The sequence below is a fragment of the Ruegeria sp. CK1 genome, from assembly GCF_056536545.1.
Window position 1 is genome coordinate 21,068 of the sequence record NZ_JBQFPX010000011.1, and the last position, 24,958, is coordinate 46,025.

Sequence of the window (24,958 nt, forward strand, 5' to 3'; positions counted from 1 at the left end):
CCGGTCACTTCCACTAAATCCACACTGACCAACTCTAAGGTGGGGCCAATGGACGCCATCCTACTGCAAATTCTTAACGGTCTGGACAAGGGCTCGGCTTATGCGCTGATCGCGCTGGGCTTGACGCTTATCTTCGGAACGCTCGGCGTCGTGAACTTTGCCCACGGGGCTTTGTTCATGATCGGTGCATTCTGTGCCGTGACCTTGCAGAAAGTCATGAACCTGAGTTTCGAGACCGTTGATGAAACTCAAACCGATTTTCTGGGCAACCCGCTGAAAGTGGAGACGCCTTATATCGAGGCGTGGTTCGGGCCCGATGTTGGTGCAACCATTATCGACTGGTCCGTCCCCTTGGCTATCCTTTTCGCGATTCCGATCATGCTGCTGGTCGGTTATGTGATGGAACGTGGATTGATCAAGCATTTCTACAAGCGGCCGCACGCAGATCAGATCCTTGTGACATTCGGCCTGGCTATCGTGCTGCAGGAAATCGTCAAGTATTTCTTCGGTGCCAACCCGATCCAGACCCCTCCGCCAGACGCGCTGAGCGGTTCTGTGGATCTTGGCACCATGATCGGCTTTGATCCCAATGCGATCATCTATCCGATCTGGCGGTTGGTCTATTTCGGGTTCGCCGTGGCTATTATCGGAGCGGTCTTCTCGTTCCTGCAATTCACTACCTTCGGCATGGTCGTGCGCGCCGGTATGGCCGACCGGGAAACGGTTGGTTTGCTGGGTATAAATATCGACCGTCGCTTTACCATCATGTTCGGTATCGCGGCTGCTGTCGCGGGCTTGGCCGGGGTGATGTACGGTCCGCTAAACCCGCCAAATTATCACATGGGGATGGATTTTCTGGTCCTCAGCTTCGTTGTTGTGGTTGTCGGCGGTATGGGGTCGCTTCCTGGCGCGGTGCTGGCAGGGTTCCTACTGGGTATTCTTGAAAGCTTTGCCTCGACGACATGGGCCACCACCACGATCCCGGGGATCAACCAAATCATCATCTATCTTGTCGCCATCATTGTGCTGCTGACGCGGCCACGTGGGCTGATGGGGCGCAAAGGCGTGATGGAGGAATAAGTCATGTTGGGACTGAACAAAAAAGACACCAGCCTGCTGATCATCGTTGCGATCCTGACCCTGCTGGCCCCCTTCATCCTGAACCCGTTCCCTGAAGGCAGCGCCATGGCGCAGTTCAACGCGGGTTATCCGGACCTGATGCAACGGTTTGTGATCTTTGGCATCTTTGCGATCGGGTTTAATATCCTTTTCGGTCTGACTGGATATCTGTCGTTTGGCCATGCGGCCTTTCTGGGCGTGGGGTCCTATTCCGCTGTGTGGATGTTCAAACTGCTGAGCTACAATGTCATCCCCGCCATTGCGCTGAGCGTCGTTGTCGCTGGCCTGTTTTCTCTGCTGATCGGCTTTGTCAGCCTGCGGCGGTCGGGGATTTACTTTTCGATCCTGACGCTGGCCTTCGCTCAGATGAGTTTTGCTTTGGCCTATTCGGTGCTGTCGAACCCCAAGTTCAACTTGACCAACGGGGAAACCGGCCTGCAGGTCTATGCGGATGATCCGCAAATCCTGCAGGGGGCGAACGCGCCAGATCTGCCGCATCTGTTCGGCCTTCCGATGCGGGCGACCTATACGATGGATGTGGGCGCTTGGAGCTTTGACTTCAACGCAGGCTACTACTTGTGTGCGGTGATCATGATGGTGGTGTTTTACCTGGCCATCCGCATCTTTCGTTCACCCTTTGGCATGATGCTACGGGCGGTGAAGTCGAACCAGCAGCGAATGAACTACACTGGCCTGAATTCAAAGCCTTATACTTTGGCGGCTTTTGTGATCTCGGGCATGTATGCCGGTCTGGCCGGCGGCCTGATGGCTGCGATGGACCCGCTGGCCGGCGCCGAACGCATGCAGTGGACCGCCTCGGGTGAGGTCGTTCTGATGACCATTCTTGGAGGCACTGGCACACTGATCGGACCGGTTCTGGGCGCAGGCTTCATCAAGTATTTCGAGAACATATTCTCGAAGATCAACGACAACGTTTTGCACAGTTGGTTCGCCTTCCTGCCAGACGGGTTGGAGGACGCGGTGGTGTTCCTGATCCACCCATTCATCGGCAAAGGCTGGCATCTGACCTTGGGCATCCTGTTTATGCTGGTGGTGATCTATTTGCCGGGCGGACTGGTCGAAGGCGGTCAACGGTTGCTGAACAGGTTTAAACGCAAGAAATCAGGTACCGACGACGCACCGTCGGGCAAAACGGAACCAGCGGAATAAGGGGCGGGCAATGGCAATTCTACGCGTCAAAGACGTCAGCAAACGCTTCGGGGGCCTGAAGGCGCTGACGGATGTGAATCTCAATGTCGAGGAAAACTCGGTCCACGCTATCATCGGTCCTAACGGTGCGGGCAAGTCGACCCTGCTGAACTGTCTGGTCGGCAAGCTAATGCCGGATACTGGATCGGTGCTGTTCGACAATAATTCGGTGCTGGGCTTGGAGCCATTCCAGATCAACCAGATGGGCATCAGCCGCGTGTTTCAGACGCCCGAAATTTTTGGCGAGTTATCCGTTATGGAAAACATGCTGATCCCGATATTTGCCATGCGCGATGGGGCATTTCGAATGCATGCCTATGAGACCATCGCCAATGAAAAAGCGGTTGTTGAACAGGCTGAGGCCATGCTGGAAGAAATGAACATGGCCGACAAACGAGAGATGAATGCCGCCTCGTTGTCTCGGGGCGACAAACGGCGGCTGGAAATTGGTATGTGCCTCAGCCAAAATCCACGTCTGTTGTTGCTGGACGAACCAACGGCGGGCATGGCGCGGGCAGACACCAACAACACCATTGATCTGCTGAAACAGATTAAGGATCAACGCGATATCACAATAGCTATCATTGAACATGACATGCATGTGGTCTTTAGCTTGGCTGAACGTATTACTGTGTTGGCGCAAGGCACGCCTTTGGTCGAAGACAGTCCGGAAAACATCCGTGGAAACCCCAAGGTCCGCGAGGCCTATTTGGGCGAGGCTGCTTAAGGAAAAGATATGAACGAAAAACCCGACTTTTCGAAAGACGCCAACAAGGCCAGCACCGCCCCCGCCTTCTTATCTGTGTGGGACATGCACTCGTATTATGGCGAAAGCTACATCGTGCAAGGCGTAAGCTTTAACGTGCACGAAGGTGAGATTCTTGCACTACTCGGGCGCAACGGGGCAGGTAAGACTTCAACCCTGCGCTCCATCGCGCGAGTAGGTGAACCCGAAGTGCGCCATGGCGAGATTTGGTTGGACCATCAGCCGCTGCACAACATGAGCAGTTACGAAGCAGCAGCCGCAGGACTTGGGCTTGTTCCCGAGGATCGTCGGATCATCCCTGGCCTGACTGTTGAGGAAAACCTGCAACTTGCTCAGATCGCACCGCCCATTGGTTGGTCTTTAGAGCGGTTATATGAATTGTTCCCAAGGCTGGGCGAACGTCGCAAGCAGGAAGGCATCACTCTGTCGGGAGGAGAGCAGCAGATGCTGTCAATTGCCCGCGCGCTGGCGCGGGACATAAAGGTGCTACTGTTGGACGAACCCTATGAAGGGTTGGCTCCAGTGATCGTGGACGAAATCGAAAAGACACTTATCCACGTCAAGCAACAGGGCATGACCACAATCATCGTTGAGCAAAATGCCGTTCGCGCACTGGAACTGGCAGATCGGGCAATCATCCTGGATACCGGCAGTATCGTATTTGATGGATCAGCGAATGAAGTGCTGGAAAACACGCAGTTGCGTGAAGAGTATCTGGCGATCTAAGGCGCATAGGATTACTTATCCAGCACTTGCCCTGGGGGAGGGCGGAAGGCGGGGTGGATGTATTCCACTCCGCCTTTTGGCATTCGCGGGTCTGTTGGGCGTAGAGGCCGCGTTTCGGTCGCGTGGGCGCGGAAAAGACCATAGGCGGTCAGAAGTGGTAAAAAATACACTTTGATTTCAACGATATCTGCGGGGCTACGGGAAACCCCCAATATCGAATTCCAAACCGATTCGTTAACTGTGATTTATCGAAAGGGTTACCTCGGACGATATCACTTTTCCCCTGTGAGGGGCTGGCTACTTACCCCCTCTGCCGGCCCCTCAGCAACCGCCGGGAATTACTCCAAGCAATTGGTCTAAATCCGGCTGTTATGCACGTTGTTCCACCGAATTCAGGATCGAAGCGACAAGCGCTGGCAATTCCGTTGGGTCATTATAGTTGACCGTGTGCGGAATTTCGGTGACCGGTGATTTTCGGTAACCCTCGGTGAATAGCAAAAAAGGCACCTGCGCACGCTGGGCAGTTTCAGCGTCAACCTCACTGTCGCCCACAAACAAGCGCGGGCCAGCAGCAGTGACAGCGGCAAAGCTGGCCTCAAGATGGGCCGGATCAGGTTTGCGGGTGTTTAGGCTGTCTCCACCGATGACAATGGCAAAGTGTGTGGCTAAGCCTAACGCCTCTAACACATGGCGTGCAGGGGCTTCGGGTTTGTTTGTGCAGACACCTAAAACACAGCCATTGTCACGCAACTCTTCCAACGCCTGCAGGACGCCGGGATATACAACGGTTTTGTCGTCGGAGGCGGTATTGTAGTGATTCAGCGTCTTTTGCAACAGTTCAGCATGGCGTTCCATTGGCAAATCGCAGTGACGGATCACGCGTTCCACTAACTTGGGCAAACCATAGCCCACGAACTGCTTGATTTGTTCCTCGGGAAGCGGTGCGACACTGGTTTCCTTTAGCATCCTGTTTACGGCTGCGGCTATGTCCGGGAGGCTGTCAACCAGCGTTCCGTCTAGATCGAACATGATTGTCGCACTCATTGTTTGCTCCTTTAGTCGCAGTTCTGGGGAAACTCCTAACCCGCCTGGATTCTTCGCACAATCACGTCAGCTTTGAGAATTAGAAAGAACGGGTGTTGACATACCTGACTAAATTTATCAGATTATGCATGAAGTCGTCAGCCAACCCCCTGTTTGGGTCAGCCAGAACAAAGAAAACCGCGATCAGATTAAGGCATTTCGCCCAAGACCTCTGGAGTTGTCCTGATGAATATGCAGAACCCGAATCCCAGCCAGTCCTACGCAGTATCTATGCTTCCGGCCCACAAGGCCGAAGATCTGACCAAGGGCGGAAATCTGGCGCATATCGAGCTGGGCGACCAGTTGTACACGCTGCGTATTACCCGTGCCGGTAAGCTGATCCTGACCAAATGAACGCGCGTACCTCTCGTGGTGGGGCAGCCGTTGGCCGCCTGGCAGACCTTGATCCCATCGAGGCCGGAGCCGTGATGTATTTACGGCTGTGGGGAGACGGGGCGCAGGGCCGGGCGGACGCTGCCAGTGACTTTGAGCTTGCGTTAGGGTTAGAGCATGGCCGCGCCGCAATGATGACGTTGGACCGTCTGTGCTCGCTCTGTGCGCATCACGGGCGTCGCCCTTTAATCCGCCACGGGCTTGGTTGTTCCTGCCTGGGTGCCGACGAAAATTGTTTCGCGCAAATGATTGCGGCAGCCTCGGAAGGTGCACGCGAGGATGCGATGATGATGGCGTCGTTGATCGTTAGACCGGATTTTGCCCCGGCGCTTGCCTCATTGTCCGAAGAACTGGGGTTTGCGCTGCGTCGTATGACAGCGTCTATCCCTTTGCCTTCAACCGGGCATCAATCCCCAGCGGCCGTGCTGCATTAAGTAGCGCGCCTAAAAAAACTCCGGCTCCTTCTTCGTGCCGGGTTTTTTTACGCTAGCAGCATCCGCACCCTGCGTGATGATGGTCATGATCGCAGACTGGGGCAGGGGCATAATCGCCTACCTCGGTCAGGACATCGCGCAATGTCCAAAGGATCATGTCCACGTCTTCAGCTTCAATCGTCAATGGTGGGCGGATTTTCAGGATGTTGTCCTTTGGCCCCTCGCTGCCGATTAGAATGCGGTGGTCGCGCATTCGGTTCTTGACGTATTTGCAGATCTCGGTGCCTTCGGAACCATCTGGGTTGATCAATTCTACCCCTAAAAACAAGCCAATACCGCGCACGTCCCCAACGCATCCGAAATCGGATTCAATCTGGCGCAAGCCGCTCATCAGACGAGCACCCATGTCTCGGGCGTTCTCCTGCAGGCCTTCGTCGTCGACGATGTCCAGAACCTCTTTGCCGATCCGGCAGGACAGGGTAGAGCCACCGAAAGTCGAAAAGAACTCGATCCCGTTGTCAAAACTGCCGGCGATTTCCTTAGTTGTGACGAGCACACCCAGCGGGTGCCCGTTGCCAATGGGTTTGCCCATAACAACGATATCTGGCAGCGCTCCCTGATGTTCAAAGCCGAAGTAGTATTCTCCCAGACGGCCCAAACCGGTCTGTACTTCGTCTGCAATACAGACACCGCCAGCAGCCCGGATTTTCTCATAAACTGCAGGCAAATAACCTTTGGGTGGAATGATCTGCCCACCGACCGAGGGGAACGTCTCGGCGATAAAACCCGCCACACCCTGACCTTTGTCCTGAAGTGCAGCAATCGCTGGGTCCACCAGATCAGCATATTTCTGGGCGCGGTTTGGATCATCCCGTTTGAACGACCCGCGATAGTCGTCGGCGACCTCAACCAGCTCGACCCAATCGGCCTGACCGATGCCACCCGGTTTGTTGAACTTGTATGCCGAGATTGCGACGGCCGCATTGGTGTTGCCGTGATAGCCGTGATCCGGTGTCACTATGCCTTTGGCCCCGGTATGTGCACGGGCCAGCCTCAGGGCCAGTTCATTGGCTTCGGTGCCCGAATTGACGAAGAAACAAACCTCGAAATGATCCGGCAGTTTTGACAGAATCTTGTTAGCAAAGGCCGTCTGGGCCGGATGCAAATAGCGGGTGTTTGAATTCATCCGCTTTAGCTGATCCGCCGCCACTGCTTGAATGCGCGGATGTGCGTGCCCCACATGTGGAACATTGTTGTACGCGTCCAAGTAAGGGCGGCCCCATTCGTCGAATAGGTGATGTTTCCAACCGCGCACCAGCATGACCGGATCGTCATAGGTCAGGCTAAGGTTGCCGCCGAAATGGTCGCGCCGTCCTTGCAGGATCGCCTGCTTGTTAGTCGGGCTGTAGAACACTTTTTCGTCTGGTAGGTTTAGCAACGCTGCTGGATTGGGACAGACGGCATGCCACAGCTCCATCTCATCCGGGTCACCGACGCCGGGCCAGTTGGTCTTCATCCCGTCGGTAGTCAGGGCAAGTTGGAAATGCACATGCGGGGCCCAACCGCCGTTCTGATTGGCGTTACCCAACCGGGCAAAGGCAGCGCCTTGCGCCACTGGATCGCCCGGTTTCAGCCGGTCACAAACCTCGGGGTCCAGATGACCATAGAGGGTATAGAAAGGATCTCCCTCGGGTGTTTCATGGTGCAGGATCACCACGCCGCCATAGTCCAAATGCGCGTCTCGGTTTTCGACGGCTTCAACACGCGCGCTGATCGGCGCGTGCAGCACGGTGCCTGCGGGGGCGAACGCGTCCACCGCCAAGTGCACTGTGCGTCTGTCCGAGGCTTTCCAGGGGCCTTTGCGAAAGCCGGGCTCAGCATAGATCAGGCGCGGTTCGTTGTAATACCCCAGCCACAGACCTTCGCCAAACTCTTCACCTACGCGTGCGGCTACTTCCAGGGGCATGTGGAATGGGTTTTGTGGCCATGTCGAATTTTCAACGGACAGTGACCCCATTGGAACATCGCCGAGATCCTGATTAAACATCGGAGCGAACTGGCCGCGATGTTCGGAAAGGTACGCATTGATGCGCTCGGCCCCGTCTGTGACAGGCAAATGACAGGCCGTACGCAGGCGCGCTGACATCAACTCGCCATTTACGCTTGTGTTTTCAAGGAACCGCCATGCCGGGGCATGACTGATGGTCACATAGGGATCGTCTGGATTCTCTGTTGCCATCAGGGTTGAGTTCACAACAGAGACCGCCAGCCGCATCCGCAGTAATGGCCAAATCAGGTCAACCTCATCCGCGCGCAACCTGTTGGCGGCATGATAGCCGCGCACCAATGCTGCCAGCGCGCGTTCGGGTTTAGGGTGATCCAGAACGATGTAAGCCCCCGCAATTGCCAGTTCGCACACCCGCGGGGCGGCGCACATGTCTCCCAGATCAATCAGTCCCGAAACGCTTTGACGCTGACCCAAGTCGCCTTCAATCAGAATATTGTAGTCATTAATGTCGTTATGTATGGCTTGCTTTGGCAACGCTGCCAAAGTGTCCGAGATCGCCTCGAACCCCTCGCAAATTTCGGAAAGCAAGGCCTGACGGCCAGGATCGGAAACCACATTCAAGCGATCGGCTATCCATCCCGCGTGAGCAAGGTCCCACTTGAACTCGGCACGATGCAAGCCGTCATGGGCAAACCGCTCTAATGCTTTGTCAGTCGCGCCCAGAACACGACCCAGTTTAAGGATCAATTCTTCGGATTTGGGCGCGGTGTTCGCGTAACACTGCCCCGGCAGGCATTCAAGCAGCCACGCCAGCCGCTTCTGGCCGTCAGGGTCGGCGATTTCGGGCAGCAATGCACCATTCAGGTCCGGGTACACCTGAGGAAACGGTAACCCTGGCGCTTCGGCTGCGATATGGGCCAGCGCCCTGATCTGAAGGTCGACGAGTTCCGGTTCACATCCCGCGCGCATCACTTTTAGGACATAGTCCTGACCGTTGGTGGCCCGAACCATGAAGTTCAAGTCATACTCACCATCCAGCCGCGTCAGCTTGGCGTCCAACGCCCAATGTGTGCGTAAGGCGGTTGCCCAGAATTCCGTCATTTTGTTCACTCGACCCCCGTTCTTCTGTCACCGGGGCCCCTTCATCTGGCAAAAATTTCCTCGCGGGTGACTTAGCACCTTGGGCCAAGAGGGGGCATAAAGCCCCCTTCTTCAATCAGCCCAGCGCACGCAACCGTTTGATCAACGAGGATGTGTCCCACCGGCCGCCACCCTGCTTTTGCACATCCTTGTAAAACTGATCAACCAGTGCCGTCACCGGCAGAGATGCCCCGGTTTCATTGGCGGTCGCCAGACAAATCCCCAAGTCCTTGCGCATCCAGTCCACTGCGAAACCGTGATCGAAATGATCGTCCAGCATGGTTTCATAGCGGTTCGCCATTTGCCAACTGCCAGCCGCCCCTTGGCTGATGACCTCGACAACCGACCTGCCATCCAGCCCAGCTTTTTCAGCGAAATGCAACGCTTCGCTGAGGCCTTGCACCAGACCAGCAATAGCAATCTGATTGCACATTTTGGTCATTTGCCCGGCGCCGCTATCTCCGATCCGGCGGCAGATTTTAGAGTAAACCTGCATGATCGGCTCGGCAGCGTCATACGCGGCCTGATCACCGCCGCACATGATCGACAGTACGCCGTTCTCAGCCCCAGCCTGACCGCCTGAAATCGGGGCGTCTATAAACGCAATGACTTGAGACCCACCCACCTGATAAAGTTCACGCGTTACTTTTGCCGAAACAGTTGTGTGGTCGACGAAAATCGTGCCCTCTGACATGCCTTGAAACGCGCCATTGTCGCCGATGCAGACCATGCGAAGGTCATCGTCATTCCCGACGCATGCAAAAACGACTTCGCAGTCCTTTGCGGCTTCGGCCGGGGTCTCTGCCATTGCGCCGCCATGCTGGGCAACCCAAGCTTCGGCCTTGGCTGTGGTGCGGTTGTAGACCGTGACGTGGTGACCGGCAGCCTGCAGATGGCCGGCCATGGGATAGCCCATAACACCCAGACCCAGAAACGCGACTTTTGCCATTTTGGTGATCCTCTCCGCTGTCCAGCGCCTATCCCTATCGGCTGGCTGGAATGTTTAGCAGAGACAAAGCAAAGCTGCGCCAAAAGGGCAACCCCGCGTCAGTCTTTGCCCCCCAAATCTTGCAGGATCGGGCAATCGGGCCGGTCATCTCCGGCACAGGCGTCGATCAGATGGCCCAGCGTGTCGCGCATCGACTTCAGATCATCGATCTTGGCCTCGATCTGTACCAAATGCGCCCTGGCAACCTTCTTTACGTCAGAACTGGCACGGGTCTCATCCTCGTATAGCGCCATCAATGTGCGACAGTCCTCAATCGTGAAACCCAAGGCACGGGCGCGTCCCAAGAAGTTCAGCTTGTGCACATCGCTTTCGCGAAATCGGCGATAGCCATTGTCGTCGCGCAGCGGTTTGATCAGCTTGATATCTTCGTAATAACGGATTGTCTTGGCAGGCAGGCCGGTTCGGGTTGCGACGTCTCCGATATTCATGTCGTCACCGTTTGGTTTGTGTGTTTTTGCAGCCTCTCTGGCAAGCTTGCGCGAACCCGGCGTAGGCGCAGGGCGTTTGATACAACAAAGACACTGGACAAAGCCATCGCACCGGCAGCAAGCGCGGGAGACAGGAGGTGGCCGCTAAATGGGTATAAAACGCCTGCAGCGACCGGGATAAGCAGGATATTATAGCCAAAGGCCCAGCCAAGATTCTGTCGGATATTGCGCATAGTGCGGCGGCTGATTTCGACGGCATTTACAACGCCCCGCAGATCACCAGACATCAGCACGACATCCGCCGTCTCGATCGCCACGTCGGTTCCGGTGCCTATGGCCACACCGATATCCGCTGCAGCCAGCGCGGGGGCGTCATTGATTCCGTCGCCTACAAAGGCCAGCGTTCCGAACTTGTCACGCAGCCCATTGATTGCAGACAGCTTGCCGTCGGGCAGAACCTCGGCGGTGACATGGTCAATGCCCAGCCTTGCCGCCAGCGCCTTTGCAGTGCGGGTATTGTCACCGGTCACAATCGCCAGCGTCAGCCCCATTTCGTGCAGCCGATCCAACGCCTGCTGCGTTCCGGGTTTTACAGGGTCAGATACGGCAAGCATCGCTGCTGCCTGTCCGTCGACGGCGACGAACAATGGCGTTGCTCCTTCGTTGGCGCGCCGTTCGGCTTCCGCTTTCAGATCCCCCAATTCGATGCCGTTCTGCGCCATTAGGCGAGGTGAGCCGATCAAAACGTCACGGCCTTCAACCTTCGCGCGCACGCCCAATCCGGTGAGGGACTCAAAATCTGACAAACCGGGCAGTTCGGCCGGGCCCGCGCGGGCGATTGCGGTGGCAATCGGGTGTTCTGAATGCGCCTCAACCGCGGCAGCCAACCGCAGTACAACGTCTCGGTCAAAGCCGTTTGCCGTTGTGGTAGAGTCAAGCTCGGGCTGCCCCATCGTCAAAGTCCCGGTCTTGTCGAATGCGATGACCTTGGCCTGTTGCAATTGTTGAAGCGCATCACCCTTGCGGAACAACACGCCCAGCTCGGCAGCACGCCCAGTGCCGACCATGATCGAGGTCGGTGTTGCCAGCCCCATCGCACACGGACAGGCGATGATCAAAACCGAGACACCGGTAACCAATGCCATAGGCAAAGCAGGCTCTTGGCCAAAGACAAGCCACACCACGATCGTCAGTAGTGCGACTGCAATGACCGCAGGAACGAACCAAGCAGTGATCCGGTCCACCAACCCTTGAATTGGCAGCTTAGCGCCCTGCGCCTGTTCCACCATTCGGATGACCTGCGCCAATACAGTATCGGAGCCAACACGCGTTGCGCGTATGCGTAAGGAACCGGTGCCGTTCACCGTGCCACCAACAACTTGATCCTCTGACTCCTTGCCCACCGGCACAGGTTCGCCAGTGATCATGCTTTCATCAACGTAGGAGGTGCCTTCAAGGACATCGCCATCCACCGGGACCTTTTCACCCGGGCGGATTTGCAGGATGTCCCCAGTTGAAATTTCGGCAATCGGACGATCGATGAACTTACCATCCGTCTCAACTCGCGCGGTTTTGGGCTGCAAGCCCATCAGTTTGCGGATTGCCGCCCCGGTACGGCCTTTGGCGCGGGCTTCCATCACTCGACCCAGTAGAATGAGCACTACGATGACCGAGGCGGCCTCGTAATACACATTGGCGCTGCCTTGCGGTAAAACCTGCGGTGCGAATGTAGCGATGACCGAAAACAAATAGGCTGCACCTGTTCCCAAGGCGACCAGCGCGTTCATGTCCGGCGACCAGCGCAGCAGAGACGGGATGCCTTTAGCGTAAAACACCCGACCCGGTCCCAGCAACAGAACCGAGGTCAGTGCGAATTGAATCAGATGGCTGGACTGCGTGCCGATAGTTGCATGAATCCAGTGGTGGAAGGCCGGGATCATATGCCCGCCCATCTCTAATACGAAAATCGGCAGGGCCAGCACAGCGGCAAATGCGGTCGCGTAGGTCAGAGCCTTGGCTTCGTCCGTTTTGGTCCGGTCGGTCTGCAAACCTGCCGTGTCCGCAACACGCGCCGGGTATCCAGAGGCCGTGCAGAGTTGTGCCAGAGCCTGCGGGTCCGTCGCACCGGCAACATAGGTGATCCTTGCGCTTTCGTTTGCAAAGTTGACCTCTGCCTCAACGACCGCCGAGTCGGCGGTCATCGTGCGCTCGATTTTTGAAACGCATGAGGCGCAGTTCATGCCGCGAATATTCAGTGTTGTTTGCAGGAGTTCCGCTGGGTAGCCAGCATGGGACAGGGCGTCCGTCACCGCGCTGACCTTTCCTTCATAGGTCACCTGAGCCGTCTCGGTCGCAAAATTCACTGAGGCGTCGGACACCCCCGGCACGTCGCGCAGAGCCGTTTCCACCCGCCCGACGCATGAGGCACATCCCATGCCAGAAATTTTCAACTGAGTTGTATGCGGCGCGGTCATTCGACTCACCTTGTTTGCTACTTCGCCTCTCAAATGAGGGTTCCAGTCACAGGAAGGTCAAGGGGGCGGCGCGGATTTCTTTTTAATTCGGCTGTCTGTCGGTCGTTTGAGGTTCGATCCAGTATGAGTGACCCGCATTTTGCAGGCTGAGAGGCGCGCACAGACGGGAGCATATCGCGTGGCCTATCAAGCCAACGTTGCAGCAATCATAGCTATGGCCAACAGAACGGGGACGTACCGAGGGGAGAAAAGGCTGGAATGGCGTCTCATCTGACAGCTCCAAAGTTAACAGATCGGTACATCTTTTGTCGTATGTGTACCGATCTGTAAACTATTGCAAGACTTATTTTGAAAGTTGAGCAAATTCCAATTGCGGTTGTCGTTTGGAGGATTGAGCACTATGTACTGATCAGTACACTCAGGAGCCCGTAAATGCGCCCAAACAAACGAGATGAACTGGTTCGCAAAGCCTTGCAGGTTTTTTACCGCGATGGGTTTCACGCCACTGGAATGGATAAGTTGGTGGTTGAAACGGGTGTCTCGAAAACCTCGATGTACAAGCATTTCCGAACCAAGGACGATTTGATCCTGGCCGCCCTAAAGTTGCAGGACGAGAGGTTTCGCGACGACCTCTTTAGCCGTATCAGCGCTATGTCTGATAGCCCGGCCGGGCAACTGCTCGCCAGCTTTGATGCGCTGGGCGATTGGGTCCAACAGAAAGAGTTTCGCGGTTGCACGTTCATTAAGGCCGGTGCTGAGTTTCAGGAGAAGGATCACCCGATCCACAAGCAATCGGCCGCGCATAAGCAGATCATGTTAGATCACTTTACGAATCTGGCACGTGAGGCTGGTGCACCTGCGCCAGAACGTCTGGCGTGCCAGCTATTGTTGTTGCAGGAAGGGGCAATTGTGACAGCAGTGTTCCTGAAATCCTGTGAGCCCGCACGCGAAGCCAAGGCGGCTGCGCAGCTTTTGCTGGACGCCGCGCTGAGCTGAATGGGCTTGGGGCGAAAAAGACGTTACGTTGTGAAGCCTGCGTCTGATTGGAAACGGAAACCTCCCGCGCTAACCTGAACGGCAAGAAGTACGGGGAGGATGTTGTATGTCGCTGTTTACCTCGACTGCAAGTTGGGTGACCGAAGAACACCAGATGTTTTCTGATATGGCGAACCGGTTCATGGAGGATGAACTGGTCCCGAATATCGACCGCTGGAACGAAAACGGCGTTGTGGATCGCGACATGTGGCGTAAGGCTGGCGAGATGGGACTGATGGCCGGTGCGATCCCCGATGCTTATGGCGGCGTAGGGGGTGGGATAGGCTTCGATGCGGTCACGATTTACGCACAGTGTTCGCATGGAGATTCTGGTTGGGGCTATGCAATTCAATCCATAGTTACCCACTACATCAACGCCTATGGCAGCGAAGACCAAAAGCAGAAGTGGCTGCCCAAACTGGCCTCGGGTGAAATGGTCGGTGCGCTGGCAATGACTGAACCCGGAACAGGGTCTGACGTACAGTCCATTCGAACAACTGCAGAGAGGGATGGAAACTCTTACCGGTTAAATGGGTCTAAGATTTTCATTACAAACGGCCAAACTGCGGATCTGATTCTTGTAGCTTGCAAGACAGACAAGGCCCTTGGATCAAAAGGTGTTTCTCTGGTTGCCGTTGAAACCGATGGCGCAGAGGGGTTCCGCAAGGGACGCAACCTCAAGAAATTGGGTATGAAGGCCAATGACACCGCCGAGCTGTTCTTTGAAGATGTTAAAGTCCCAATGACCAATCTTTTGGGGGCGGAAGAAGGGCAGGGCTTCTACCAAATGATGGCTCAATTGCCGTGGGAGCGTCTGACCATCGGTATCGGTGCGCTGGGCGCGATTGATTTCGCCATTGCTGAGACGGTGAAATACACGCAAGAACGCAAAGCCTTTGGTCAGCGGGTGATGGATTTTCAGAACACGCGGTTCAAGCTGGCGGAATGCAAAACCAAGGCCGAAGTTCTGCGCAGTTTCGTCAATGACTGCATCGCGCGGCTTGAGGCGGGAACGCTGGATGCAGCGGCGGCGTCGATGGCGAAATACTGGGGCTCAGAAGTGCAGAATGAGATAATGCATGAATGCCTACAGTTGTTTGGCGGCTATGGTTTCATGATGGAGTATCCGATAGCACGACTTTATGCAGATGCGCGGGTGCAGATGATCTATGGCGGTACGAATGAAATCATGAAGGAACTCATCGCGCGATCTTTGGACACGTAATCAGACCAGAGGCTCTCCTGCCCGACATTAATGTTTCCACGAACCAGTTCCTCCAGTTGGGCCAAGCGGACGTTTCAGGGCATATCCAAGATGCGCGTACTAAATTTGGTTCTGCAACCAAGCTCGGAACGATTTTAGCGGCTCAGATTCCGCGCGGGATTGTGGCCAAACGAGGAAGAATTCCCCAAGGCTTACGCCTGGGCCATCCCAAGCCGGAACCAACCTTCCAGCTTTAAGGTCCGCTTCAATCAGGTAGCTGGGCAGTAAAGCGACGCCAAGACCGTGAATGGTCGCCTGACCCATCGTCGAAAATTGATCGAAAAGCATGCCCTGAATTCCGGTGACCTCGTGGCCTTGGGCCGCGAACCATCTTTCCCAGGCGTCGGGTCGTGTTTCCAGATGCAGTAACGGAGCCTGAGTCAGCCATCCAATATCATCGGCATTTGCAGGTAACAAACTGGGGGCACACACGGGCAGTACATCTTCGCGCATTATGGGCAGATAGTTTACGCCAGCCCAATCGCGTCGGCCAAAGTGGATTGCGGCGTCGAATTGATTGGCTTCGAAATCAAATGGGCGTAGGCGTGTGTTTAGGTTGACGGTGACTTCGGGGTGTTGGCGCGCGAAATCTCGCAGTCGAGGGGCCAGCCAGTGCATGCCGAAGGCGGGTAGGATAGACAAATTCAGCGATCCACCAGTCGGGTTGGCTTTGAGCTTCAACGAAGCCTGCGCCAATTGATTTAGAGCGTTACGGGCAACTTGAACGTATTCCTTGGCTGCAGGCGTCAAGTGCAGCCGCATCTGGTTGCGTTGAATCAGATTGACGCCAAGTTGTTCTTCCATCGACTTCAGCTGCCGACTAATCGCGCTTTGCGTCAGCGAGAGCTCTTCGGCGGCGGCTGAGGCGCTACCAAGGCGGTCGACGGCCTCTAGCGCTTGTAAAGAGGGGATGGAAGGCAAAAACCGACGCGGGGCAATCATATGACAAATCCTCATACCTTTCGAATGGAATATCACTGGCATTTGCCGGGCACCAGCCCGATACAAAACTAGGTTTTTCAGCGGTATGTAGCTTTGTTTTGCCTCTGGTCGCTAAAGCTTGCAAAAATGGGGCGTTCCGCGTTTGCGTTGTCGCCGGACAATCATCACAAAGGATCAGAGAACAGGCTATGGATCGCGCTCAGATCGTTCACGAAAATTTCCTGAACCGCGTTGCAAAACGCGATTTCCCAGACGGTTCAGCGCCGTGGCCGGGTTTGCCCAACAGCGACGCGGTTTCATTATTTCGATCTCAGGTTTTAAGCCGGGCGCTCGACCGCACCAGCCGCGCGATGCAGAAGGCTGGACAGGGCTTCTATACGATCGGGTCGTCTGGGCATGAAGGGATGGCTGCGGTTGCTCATGCGTTGCGCCCAACAGATATCGCATTCTTGCATTACCGCGACGCGGCATTCCAAATTGCCAGGGCTGAACAGGTGCCAGGCCAGCAGATCGCATGGGACATGCTGCTAAGCTTTGCATGTTCGAAAGAAGACCCGACATCGGGCGGTCGCCACAAGGTACTGGGGTCCAAAGTGCTGACGATCCCACCACAAACTTCAACGATCGCAAGCCACCTGCCCAAGGCAGTTGGCGCGGCTTACAGTCTGGGCTTGGCCCGGCGACATGACCCAGAACATCGCGAGTTGCCCGAGGACGGCATCGCGGTTTGCTCTTTCGGGGATGCCTCGGCCAACCATTCTACCGCGCAGGGGGCGATTAACACGGCTGGATGGACCAGTGTGCAGTTGACGCCGCTGCCTCTGTTGTTTGTGTGCGAGGACAATGGGATTGGTATCTCGGTCAAAACGCCGAAAGGTTGGATTCAGGCGTCGATGGAGCATCGTCCGGGCATCAAGTATTTCCAAGCCAACGGTTTGGATATTTACGAGACTTATGCCGTTTCAAAAGAAGCTGTCGAATATGTGCGCACCCGTCGCAAACCCGCTTTTCTGCATTTGAAGACTGTGCGTTTATACGGTCACGCAGGCGCTGATGTTCCAACCACTTATCTTCCAAAGGCCGAGGTCGAGGCTGATGAGGCAAACGATCCTCTGTTACATACTGTGCGCTTGTTGGATCAATCGGGCGCCTTGGCACCAGATCAGGCGTTGAAAATCTACAAGGAAACTTGCGCTCGCACAGATCGAATTGCTGCCGAGGCCGCAACGCGACCACATCTGAACAGTGCGTCTGAAGTGATGGCAAGTTTGATCCCGCCGAAACGCAATTGCAAACCCACCAATGGCCCCAGCGCCGAAGCGCGCGCCAACGCATTTGGCAGTGACCTTCGCGCAATGAACGAGCCTCAGCCTATGAGCAGGCTGATCAATTGGACTTTGACTGATCTGATGCTGGAACACAGTGAGATTATCTGCATGGGCGAGGACGTGGGGCGAAAGGGTGGCGTATATGGCGTCACTCAAAAGCTTCAACAACGTTTTGGACCGGACCGGGTGATCGACACCCTGCTGGATGAACAATCCATTTTGGGATTGGCGATTGGCATGGGGCACAACGGGTTCATACCGATCCCGGAAATCCAGTTTCTCGCTTATCTACACAATGCCGAAGATCAGATCAGGGGTGAGGCCGCGACGCTGCCGTTTTTCTCGAACGGGCAGTTCACGAACCCGATGGTGCTGCGGATTGCGGGGCTAGGATACCAGAAAGGGTTCGGTGGTCATTTCCACAACGACAATTCCTTGGCAGTGCTGCGCGACATCCCGGGCGTTATCATAGCTTGTCCGTCTTTTGGCGCGGATGCGGCACAGATGCTGCGCGAATGTGTGCGGCTGGCGCGCGAAGAACAGCGGGTGGTTGTGTTTCTGGAACCTATCGCGCTGTATCCGATGCGTGATCTGCATGACGCGCAGGATGGTGGCTGGATGACCACCTATCCCTCGCCGGATCAACGTATAGCGCTTGGCGAAGTTGGTGTGCATGGAGACGGCACTGATCTGGCTATCGTGACCTATGGCAACGGGCATTTTTTGTCGCAACAAGCGCTACCTGAATTGGTCGCAGCTGGGGTGAAAACGCGCGTTATAGACATGCGCTGGCTAGCGCCTTTGCCAGTCGATGCGCTGCGCGAAGCGACCAAGTCCTGCGCACATGTTCTGATCGTGGATGAATGCCGCCGTACAGGCAGCCAATCCGAGGCACTGATGACATTCTTTGCCGAAGAGTGCCCTTCTACCCCAATCGCGCGTGTTGTGGCAGAGGATAGCTTTATCGCCACCGGCCCTGCCTACGCCGCTCCGCTGCCCTCCAAGGACCGCATCGTAGCGGCCGCGCATAAGTTGAGCGGAGGCAATACGTGACCCGAACCGCCGTTCTGATCTGCCCCGGCCGGGGTACTTATAACAAGCCCGAACTGGGGTATCTCCACCGCCATCACGGCCAACGGATAGACCTATTCCGCAGCTTCGACACAATCCGAGCTGAATTGGGGCAGGACCCCGTGACCGCATTGGACAGCGCACAGCGCTACACGATGAGCAAGTACTCGCGTGGCGATGTCGCCTCACCGCTGATTTACGCAGCTTCGTTGGCAGATAGCCAGGTTCTGGCGGGGGATATAGAAGTGGTTGCCGTGACGGGGAACTCGATGGGTTGGTACATCGCCCTGGGCGCTGGTGGCGCTTTGTCCCCCCAAAACGGGTTTCGCGTGGTGAACACTATGGGAACTTTGATGCAAGAGCAGCTGATCGGTGGTCAGCTCGTTTACCCGTTTGTTGGCGAAAACTGGGAGAATGATGTCGCCCGAAAGGCAGAACTGCTGGCAGATGTAGAACGGATCGACGCGACAGACGGTTGTGTTTTGGCGCTTTCCATTGATCTAGGCGGGATGCTGGTTCTTGCCGGGAACGAGGCGGGCTTGAAAGCTTTCGAAGCGTCTCAGCCCGTTGTTCAAGAGCGGTTTCCAATGCGATTGGCAAATCATGCCGCGTTCCACACGTCCTTACAGGCTCCGGTCGCTGCAGAAGGACGGACGAGGCTAAGTCCAGACTTGTTTGGCCAGCCCGAGCGTCCTTTGATAGATGGGCGTGGCAAAATCTGGTGGCCGGATGCAACGGATACACGGGCTTTGTGGGACTACACGCTGGGTCATCAGGTGACCGAGGCCTACGACTTTACCACAGCCATACAAACCGCCGCGCGTGAATTTGCCCCGGATCTGTTCATCGTGACCGGTCCGGGTGCGACATTGGGTGGAGCGGTGGCGCAGTCTCTGGTTTTGGCCAATTGGAAGGGGCTTTCGGACAAAGCAGAGTTTCAGGCGCAGCAAGAGGAGAAGCCCTTCTTGATTGCGATGGGTCGCGACGATCAAAGGTCGCTTGCAACTGGATGACCGGGTGATGATGATCCGCGTAGTTTCAAGGAGCCTTCTGTGAGCGACTACAATCAGTCCCTTTGGTTGAAAACCTGCCGCGAGCATGTAGGAAACCGCCCATTAACCGGCGATGTTACTGTTGATCTGGCGGTGATCGGCGGTGGCTACACCGGCTGCTCAGCCGCTCTTGCAGCTGCGAAAGCAGGGGCGTCAGTGTGTTTGCTTGAGGCGCGTGAAATCGGGTTCGGGGGCTCTGGCCGCAATGTTGGGCTGGTAAATGCCGGGCTTTGGTTACCGCCTGACGAAATCCGCGCCAATCTGGGTGAGGCAGTAGGGGATCGGTTGGTCTCACTTTTGGCCCAGGCTCCTGCGGATGTTTTCGCCCTGATCGAACGGTACAATATTGATTGCGAACCGGTGCGTAACGGGACATTGCACTGCGCGCATTCTGCGTCAGGACTGCGCGATTTACAATCTCGCCACACGCAACAGACCGCCACCGGAGCCCCAGTTGAATTGCTGGATGCAGCGCAGGCGTCGCAACGTACTGGAAGCGAGGCATTCCATGGTGCTTTGTTCGATCCGCGCGCAGGGACAATTCAGCCTTTGGGCTATGTGACCGGTTTGGCACGCGCCGCGTCCGAGGCTGGGGCGCGGGTTGTTTGCCAGTGTCCGGTCGAAACCCTTGAACACGGCGACGGTGTTTGGACTGCGAAAACACGTAACGGTACGGTTCGCGCTAAATCGTTGCTCCAGGCAACAAACGCCTATCATAAAAGTCTTCCCACCTTTGCCCCAGACTACGTGCCCGTCTACTACTTTCAGTTCGCTACTGCGCCGTTGTCCGAGAACCTGCGGGCGAGCGTTCTGCCGGGCAAAGAGGGCTGCTGGGATACGGGTCTCATCATGACTTCGTTCCGCATGGATGCCGAGGGGCGGCTTGTCATCGGTGCAATGGGCGATCTAGAGCGTGCAGGCCGCGCGGTCCACACGGCCTGGATCAAGCGCAAACTGACCGAACTATTCCCGCAGCTTGCCGACCAGCCTTTGGTTGAGGGTTGGCATGGGCGGATTGCCATGACCGCAGACCACATCCCCAAGATTACGCAGATCGGTCAAAACGCACTTTCAGTGCATGGTTATTCTGGTAGGGGCATTGGGCCTGGTACTGTCTTCGGTAGTTTAATGGCCGAAAGCCTGTTGAACGATGATCCGTCTCTGCTACCTGTTCCATCGGTTACTGATTATCGTGAAAGTTGGACCAAACTGCGGCGCACTTATTTCGAAACAGGTGCGGCGCTGACGCACTTTCTAACGGCGCGTTTCTAACGGCCTTCTCGGTCATTCCTGTAAAGTAGCAGCGACGGCCTCAATCCGGGCGCGCAGCCAGCGATGGGCTGGATCGTTGGCCATTCGTTGATGCCAAACCATATAGATCGAAACAGGTTCACACTTGAACGGAAGCGGTGCGTAATCCAGCGTGGCCAGTGGCCCCTTCTTCATCAGCGCGGTGTCGGTCGAGATCAAGGTGCTGCCCTTCACAAATGACGGGATCGCGTTGAAATGGGGCAGGGTTACGAGGGGCGGCTTGATCTGGCTTTGGTCCACACCGCGTATCACCACGCGAGAGCTACGCCCGTCGGCGAAACGCACCTCTACATGTTCAGTTTTGCAATAGTTTTGCCAACTATCCGGCGGGTCGCGCTGGTCTGAATCGTAATAAATCATAAGCGGACTGGTCAGCACGCGTTTCTGAAAGATATCCGGCCCGTCCGGCGGCAGCGGGGTGAACATCAGCTGGCACCGATCGCTGCGCAACAGGTCAGGATCGGGAACGCCGGACGGGATAAACCCAAGCCGCAACCGTACGCCCTCGGATCGAAGTGTGCGCATCAGCGGGGGAAAGATTAGCTCGCGTGGCATATCATTGGTCGCGATCTGGATGCTGATCTCTTCGGCCTGTGGGTCGAATGGGCGATCATCGGTCAACGCCCGCATCCCGTCCAGAACACGCTGCACGGGTTCCTTCAATGATAAGGCGCGTTCGGTTGGTGTCAGGCCCTGACCCGAACGTACGAACAGAGGATCACCCAGTACCTGCCGCAATTTAGCCAGCGTGTGGCTGATCGCCGATTGAGTCACGCCCAGCCTATCGGCGGCTTTTGAGACCGAGCTTTCTTCTAGGATCGTCAGGAATGTACGCAGAACCTTGCCGTCCAGGTCAGTGAAATCAATATTTCTCATACCATCTATGACTATTCATGAATGGGTTTGCTGTCCACGGTGCGTTAGGTGACACTTGGATACAGGAGGCACGCGATGGGAATCCGATTTTTCTCGGACAAAAACAGACCTGTCCATATGGGGCGTTACCCGTTGGAACGATTGGCACGGCAGCCTCAGATGCCAGACCTTTCAATGGTCGCGCCGATGCCTGAATTGAGTTTTAACCGACCGCAGCAGCCTGAGAGTATCGTCAACGCCATGGGTGAGTTTCAGGCGATGATGGATACGATACGCGATGGGATCGTTAATCCCGTAATGTCGGAAATTCCTGAAGATCGAATGGAACGCGCAAATCACCTCAAGGCGTTTGGGTATTTCAACGATGCGTCGATGATAGGCTGCGGTCCCTTGCCCGTTGATGCGTTGCTCAACAAACCTCGCCGTAACCCCGACATCGACCGACTGGCACACGCGCTGAAAACACGGCAGACGAAGACATTGGCCTCTGGGATCGACCTGATCATGGCCGATCTGAAGGAAAGCATGGAAGCCGAGCCCAAGCCGATGGATACGCATCGCCACGCCATCGTTTTTCTCTATGAACACAACCGCGATCCAAACCCTGACGAACCCGGTTCGGATTGGATCATGGACGCGCAAGATCATCGCGCTTGTCTGTTGGCAACTGAGAACGCGGTGGTGATCGCCAACTATATCCGCTTGCTGGGCTTTGATGCACGGGCCCATACAGCGATGTCCTCTGAGGTTGATCTGGGCAAACTGGCGGTGGCAGCGGGTCTGGCCTCGGTCGAGGGCAGGGATATCGTGGCCCCATGGTTGGGCAAACGATTTGGCCTGGCGGCAGTGACGACTGAGATGGAGATCGAACATGATCAGTCCCTGCGTCCGATGTCGCAGCAGCCGTGGTTCCGTACCCAAGGACCCGCTTGGTGGTTAGGAACGGGGTTCGCTAAGAATGCATTGAACCGCGATCCTTATGCCAAGCGGCGTTATGTAGACGGGGCGCACCCGTTTGAGAAACTAAAACGCGTCGATACGCCAACCACTTATATCGACGAAGAAAACGTCGCGCGCGTTCCCAAACGCGCCGACATGTTTGCGCGTGCCCAGTTCGGTGACATGGGCAAACCGCTGCAAGACGCGGCCAAGGGCGGGTATTACGTAAGAAAGGCGGCCCCCAGTAGCGCTCAACGTCGGGCGCTGGGTGCGTTTGTTCTGTTGCAAGATGGCGAGAGCGCTGATGTTGTGGGCCCGACCGATGCCGCGCGCAACGCGGCGCATATCAAGGCAGCGAGTTATTTTCTTGGCGTTGATGCAGTGGGCCTCAGCCGGTGTCCAGACTGGGCGTGGTATTCTCATGACGCGGCAGGGGAAGAAATCACACCACCGCATGATCAGGCCATCAGCATGATCATCGACCAAGGTTACGAAACGATGGAGGGCGCCAGCGGCGACGACTGGATCAGCGTCGCTCAATCGATGCGCGCCTACCTGCGGTTCTCGCTGCTGGGCGGGGTAATCGCGCAGCAAATCCGCAACCTCGGCTACAAGGCGCGGGCGCATACGGTGATGGATGGTGAGGTGTTGCAGCCCCCGCTGCTGTTGTTGTCGGGATTGGGTGAGGTCAGCCGGATCGGAGAAGTCATTCTGAACCCTTACCTTGGTCCACGCCTAAAATCGGGTGCGGTGACGACCGACATGCCAATGTTCCACGACAAGCCGATTGATTTCGGTCTGCAAACATTCTGCGAAAGCTGCAACAAATGCGCGCGCGAATGCCCGTCCGGGGCGATCACTGCCGGGCCGAAATTGATGTTCAACGGATATGAAATCTGGAAATCCGACAGCCAGAAATGCGCCACCTACCGTGTGACTACACCGGGTGGCGCAATGTGCGGACGCTGCATGAAAACCTGTCCGTGGAATCTTGAGGGTATCTTCAAGGAACGCCCCTTCCGCTGGGCTGCGATGAACATTCCGCAGGCTGCACCTGCTTTGGCACGGCTGGACGATGCAGTCGGGAATGGCGGGCTGAATGAGACCAAGAAATGGTGGTGGGACCTGGAACTACAGTCCGACGGGGCCTATCGCCCGACGAAACACCCTTTGAATCGACGAGGCCTGCAAACCGATCTGGACCTTAAATATGAGGATCAGACACTGGCCGTTTATCCCGCCTATCTGGCGCCACATCCGTGGCCCTACCCATTTGCCATGGACCGCGAAGCCGGGATTGCGGCTTATCAGGCGATGGTCACCGCCGCAGAATACAAGGCGCGTAAGGCCGTTGGGGATGTGTCGGTGATCCACCGTTACACTATAGCCGGGAATGCGCCGGTGATGCGGGTTGAACTTACCAAAGTCGATAAGATGACTGCGGACGTCACCAAGTACGAGTTCTCCGCTCTGGACGGTGCACCGCTGCCTGACTGGACTGCAGGTGCGCACCTTGATGTGTTGGTCGCACCGGAATTTCTGCGGCAGTATTCTATGTCCGGTGACCCATCGAACCGGTCGGTCTATCAAATCGGTGTACTGCGCGAAGATGAGGGCAGGGGCGGTTCGGCTTTGTTACATCGTATCTTCAACGAAGGGCGCAAGGTGTTCATCTCGAAGCCTATTAACCATTTTGAGCTGGACGAGACTGCGACCAAGACTTTCCTGATGGGCGGTGGTATCGGAATTACTCCGATGATTGCGTTTGCCCATCGATTGTACGCTTTAGGCAAGCCGTTCGAGTTGCATTATTCAGCCAGTACTCGTTCTGATGCGGGGTATCTGGGGGATCTGGCTGCCATGCCTTGGGCGGATTGCGTACATTACCATTTCTCAGACGAAGATACGCGCGCTGATTTCGAGGCGATCCTTTCGGGCTATCAGGACGGTTGGCACGTCTACACCTGCGGGCCGGATCGCTACATGGTAGGGGTCACTCAGGCGGCCGAACAGCAAGGTTTCCATGAGTACGCGCGGCATCTGGAGTATTTTTCGGTTCCCGAACAGCCCCAGTATCAGAACCATCCGTTCGCCCTGAAACTCGCAAAGTCGGGTCAGGAATTGATTGTCCCCGAAGACAAAGATGCGGCACAGGTGCTGAATGAGGCAGGCGTTCACGTGGACGTAAAGTGCTCCGACGGCATCTGCGGGGTCTGTAAATGCGTTGTGATTTCCGGCGATGTCGAGCACCGCGATTTTGTTCTCTCAAACAAGCAACGCAGCGGAGCAATGATCCTTTGCCAAAGCCGCGCAGCGCAGCGCGATGGAGTAATCGAGATCGACCTGTGATA

At 56.1% G+C, this 24,958-nt stretch carries 19 protein-coding genes; 12 read left to right on the forward strand and 7 right to left on the reverse strand.

Going from position 1 to position 24,958, the window contains the following annotated elements; translation table 11 throughout:
• Nucleotides 1-48 precede the first annotated feature (48 nt).
• Genes ACR0L3_RS18765 through ACR0L3_RS18780 form a run of 4 tightly spaced genes read left to right on the forward strand, consistent with a single transcriptional unit; the run spans nt 49 to nt 3,820 of the window.
• Complete coding sequence (locus ACR0L3_RS18765; RefSeq protein WP_480747301.1) at nt 49-1,080, forward strand: branched-chain amino acid ABC transporter permease; 1,032 nt, start codon at nt 49-51, stop codon at nt 1,078-1,080.
• 3 nt (nt 1,081-1,083) lie between these two features.
• Nucleotides 1,084-2,289 carry a branched-chain amino acid ABC transporter permease gene (locus ACR0L3_RS18770; RefSeq protein WP_480747302.1) on the forward strand — a complete coding sequence of 402 codons (1,206 nt, stop codon included), beginning with the start codon at nt 1,084-1,086 and terminating at the stop codon, nt 2,287-2,289.
• A gap of 10 nt (nt 2,290-2,299) precedes the next feature.
• Entirely contained in the window at nt 2,300-3,055 is a 756-nt protein-coding gene (locus ACR0L3_RS18775; protein WP_480747303.1) for an ABC transporter ATP-binding protein, read from the forward strand.
• Between the two features lie 9 nt (nt 3,056-3,064).
• The gene (locus ACR0L3_RS18780) at nt 3,065-3,820 is read left to right on the forward strand and encodes an ABC transporter ATP-binding protein (RefSeq protein WP_480747304.1); all 756 of its coding nucleotides are present in this window, start codon (nt 3,065-3,067) and stop codon (nt 3,818-3,820) included.
• A gap of 369 nt (nt 3,821-4,189) precedes the next feature.
• Here ACR0L3_RS18780 and gph read toward each other — a convergent pair whose 3' ends face one another.
• Complete coding sequence (gph, locus tag ACR0L3_RS18785; protein WP_480747305.1) at nt 4,190-4,864, reverse strand: phosphoglycolate phosphatase; 675 nt, start codon at nt 4,862-4,864, stop codon at nt 4,190-4,192.
• Between the two features lie 225 nt (nt 4,865-5,089).
• Between gph and hemP the strand changes: the two genes are divergently transcribed.
• Both hemP and ACR0L3_RS18795 read left to right on the forward strand, forming a co-directional pair.
• Nucleotides 5,090-5,257 carry a hemin uptake protein HemP gene (gene hemP / locus ACR0L3_RS18790; RefSeq protein WP_170332270.1) on the forward strand — a complete coding sequence of 56 codons (168 nt, stop codon included), beginning with the start codon at nt 5,090-5,092 and terminating at the stop codon, nt 5,255-5,257.
• Nucleotides 5,254-5,730 (forward strand): hypothetical protein, encoded by a 477-nt coding sequence (locus tag ACR0L3_RS18795; RefSeq protein WP_480747306.1) that lies wholly within the window; start codon nt 5,254-5,256, stop codon nt 5,728-5,730. The genes hemP and ACR0L3_RS18795 overlap by 4 nt, the downstream gene beginning before the upstream one ends.
• Nucleotides 5,731-5,782: 52 nt before the next feature.
• On the opposite strand, the gene ACR0L3_RS18800 is transcribed toward ACR0L3_RS18795, so the two are convergent.
• From ACR0L3_RS18800 to ACR0L3_RS18815, 4 genes are all read right to left on the reverse strand, one after another.
• Nucleotides 5,783-8,839: an aminotransferase class III-fold pyridoxal phosphate-dependent enzyme gene (locus ACR0L3_RS18800; protein ID WP_480747353.1), complete on the reverse strand. Its 3,057-nt coding sequence runs from the start codon at nt 8,837-8,839 to the stop codon at nt 5,783-5,785.
• Between the two features lie 115 nt (nt 8,840-8,954).
• A complete protein-coding gene (locus ACR0L3_RS18805; RefSeq protein WP_480747308.1) occupies nt 8,955-9,827 on the reverse strand; it encodes an NAD(P)-dependent oxidoreductase in 873 nt (290 codons plus the stop codon).
• Nucleotides 9,828-9,925: 98 nt separating this feature from the next.
• Nucleotides 9,926-10,315, reverse strand: coding sequence for a Cu(I)-responsive transcriptional regulator (cueR, locus tag ACR0L3_RS18810; RefSeq protein ID WP_480747309.1), 390 nt, complete (start codon nt 10,313-10,315; stop codon nt 9,926-9,928).
• Nucleotides 10,312-12,789 (reverse strand): heavy metal translocating P-type ATPase, encoded by a 2,478-nt coding sequence (locus ACR0L3_RS18815; RefSeq protein ID WP_480747311.1) that lies wholly within the window; start codon nt 12,787-12,789, stop codon nt 10,312-10,314. The genes cueR and ACR0L3_RS18815 overlap by 4 nt, the downstream gene beginning before the upstream one ends.
• Before the next feature lie 432 nt (nt 12,790-13,221).
• Between ACR0L3_RS18815 and ACR0L3_RS18820 the strand changes: the two genes are divergently transcribed.
• Complete coding sequence (locus tag ACR0L3_RS18820) at nt 13,222-13,785, forward strand: TetR/AcrR family transcriptional regulator (protein ID WP_480747312.1); 564 nt, start codon at nt 13,222-13,224, stop codon at nt 13,783-13,785.
• A 106-nt stretch (nt 13,786-13,891) separates the two neighbouring features.
• Nucleotides 13,892-15,049, forward strand: coding sequence for an acyl-CoA dehydrogenase family protein (locus ACR0L3_RS18825; protein WP_480747313.1), 1,158 nt, complete (start codon nt 13,892-13,894; stop codon nt 15,047-15,049).
• Nucleotides 15,050-15,148: 99 nt separating this feature from the next.
• Here the strand turns inward: ACR0L3_RS18825 and ACR0L3_RS18830 are convergent, their stop codons facing one another.
• A complete protein-coding gene (locus ACR0L3_RS18830; protein ID WP_480747314.1) occupies nt 15,149-16,030 on the reverse strand; it encodes a LysR substrate-binding domain-containing protein in 882 nt (293 codons plus the stop codon).
• A 188-nt stretch (nt 16,031-16,218) separates the two neighbouring features.
• Between ACR0L3_RS18830 and ACR0L3_RS18835 the strand changes: the two genes are divergently transcribed.
• The 3 genes from ACR0L3_RS18835 to ACR0L3_RS18845 are packed head-to-tail and all read left to right on the forward strand — an operon-like array spanning nt 16,219 to nt 20,753.
• Complete coding sequence (locus ACR0L3_RS18835; RefSeq protein ID WP_480747315.1) at nt 16,219-18,411, forward strand: dehydrogenase E1 component subunit alpha/beta; 2,193 nt, start codon at nt 16,219-16,221, stop codon at nt 18,409-18,411.
• The gene (locus tag ACR0L3_RS18840) at nt 18,408-19,442 is read left to right on the forward strand and encodes an ACP S-malonyltransferase (RefSeq protein ID WP_480747317.1); all 1,035 of its coding nucleotides are present in this window, start codon (nt 18,408-18,410) and stop codon (nt 19,440-19,442) included. Before ACR0L3_RS18835 ends, ACR0L3_RS18840 begins: the two co-directional genes overlap by 4 nt.
• 39 nt (nt 19,443-19,481) lie before the next feature.
• Nucleotides 19,482-20,753 carry an NAD(P)/FAD-dependent oxidoreductase gene (locus tag ACR0L3_RS18845; RefSeq protein ID WP_480747318.1) on the forward strand — a complete coding sequence of 424 codons (1,272 nt, stop codon included), beginning with the start codon at nt 19,482-19,484 and terminating at the stop codon, nt 20,751-20,753.
• Nucleotides 20,754-20,765: 12 nt separating this feature from the next.
• Here ACR0L3_RS18845 and ACR0L3_RS18850 read toward each other — a convergent pair whose 3' ends face one another.
• Entirely contained in the window at nt 20,766-21,668 is a 903-nt protein-coding gene (locus ACR0L3_RS18850; RefSeq protein ID WP_480747320.1) for a LysR family transcriptional regulator, read from the reverse strand.
• A gap of 75 nt (nt 21,669-21,743) precedes the next feature.
• Between ACR0L3_RS18850 and ACR0L3_RS18855 the strand changes: the two genes are divergently transcribed.
• The gene (locus ACR0L3_RS18855; RefSeq protein WP_480747321.1) at nt 21,744-24,956 is read left to right on the forward strand and encodes a reductive dehalogenase; all 3,213 of its coding nucleotides are present in this window, start codon (nt 21,744-21,746) and stop codon (nt 24,954-24,956) included.
• The last annotated feature ends 2 nt before the right edge of the window (nt 24,957-24,958 follow it).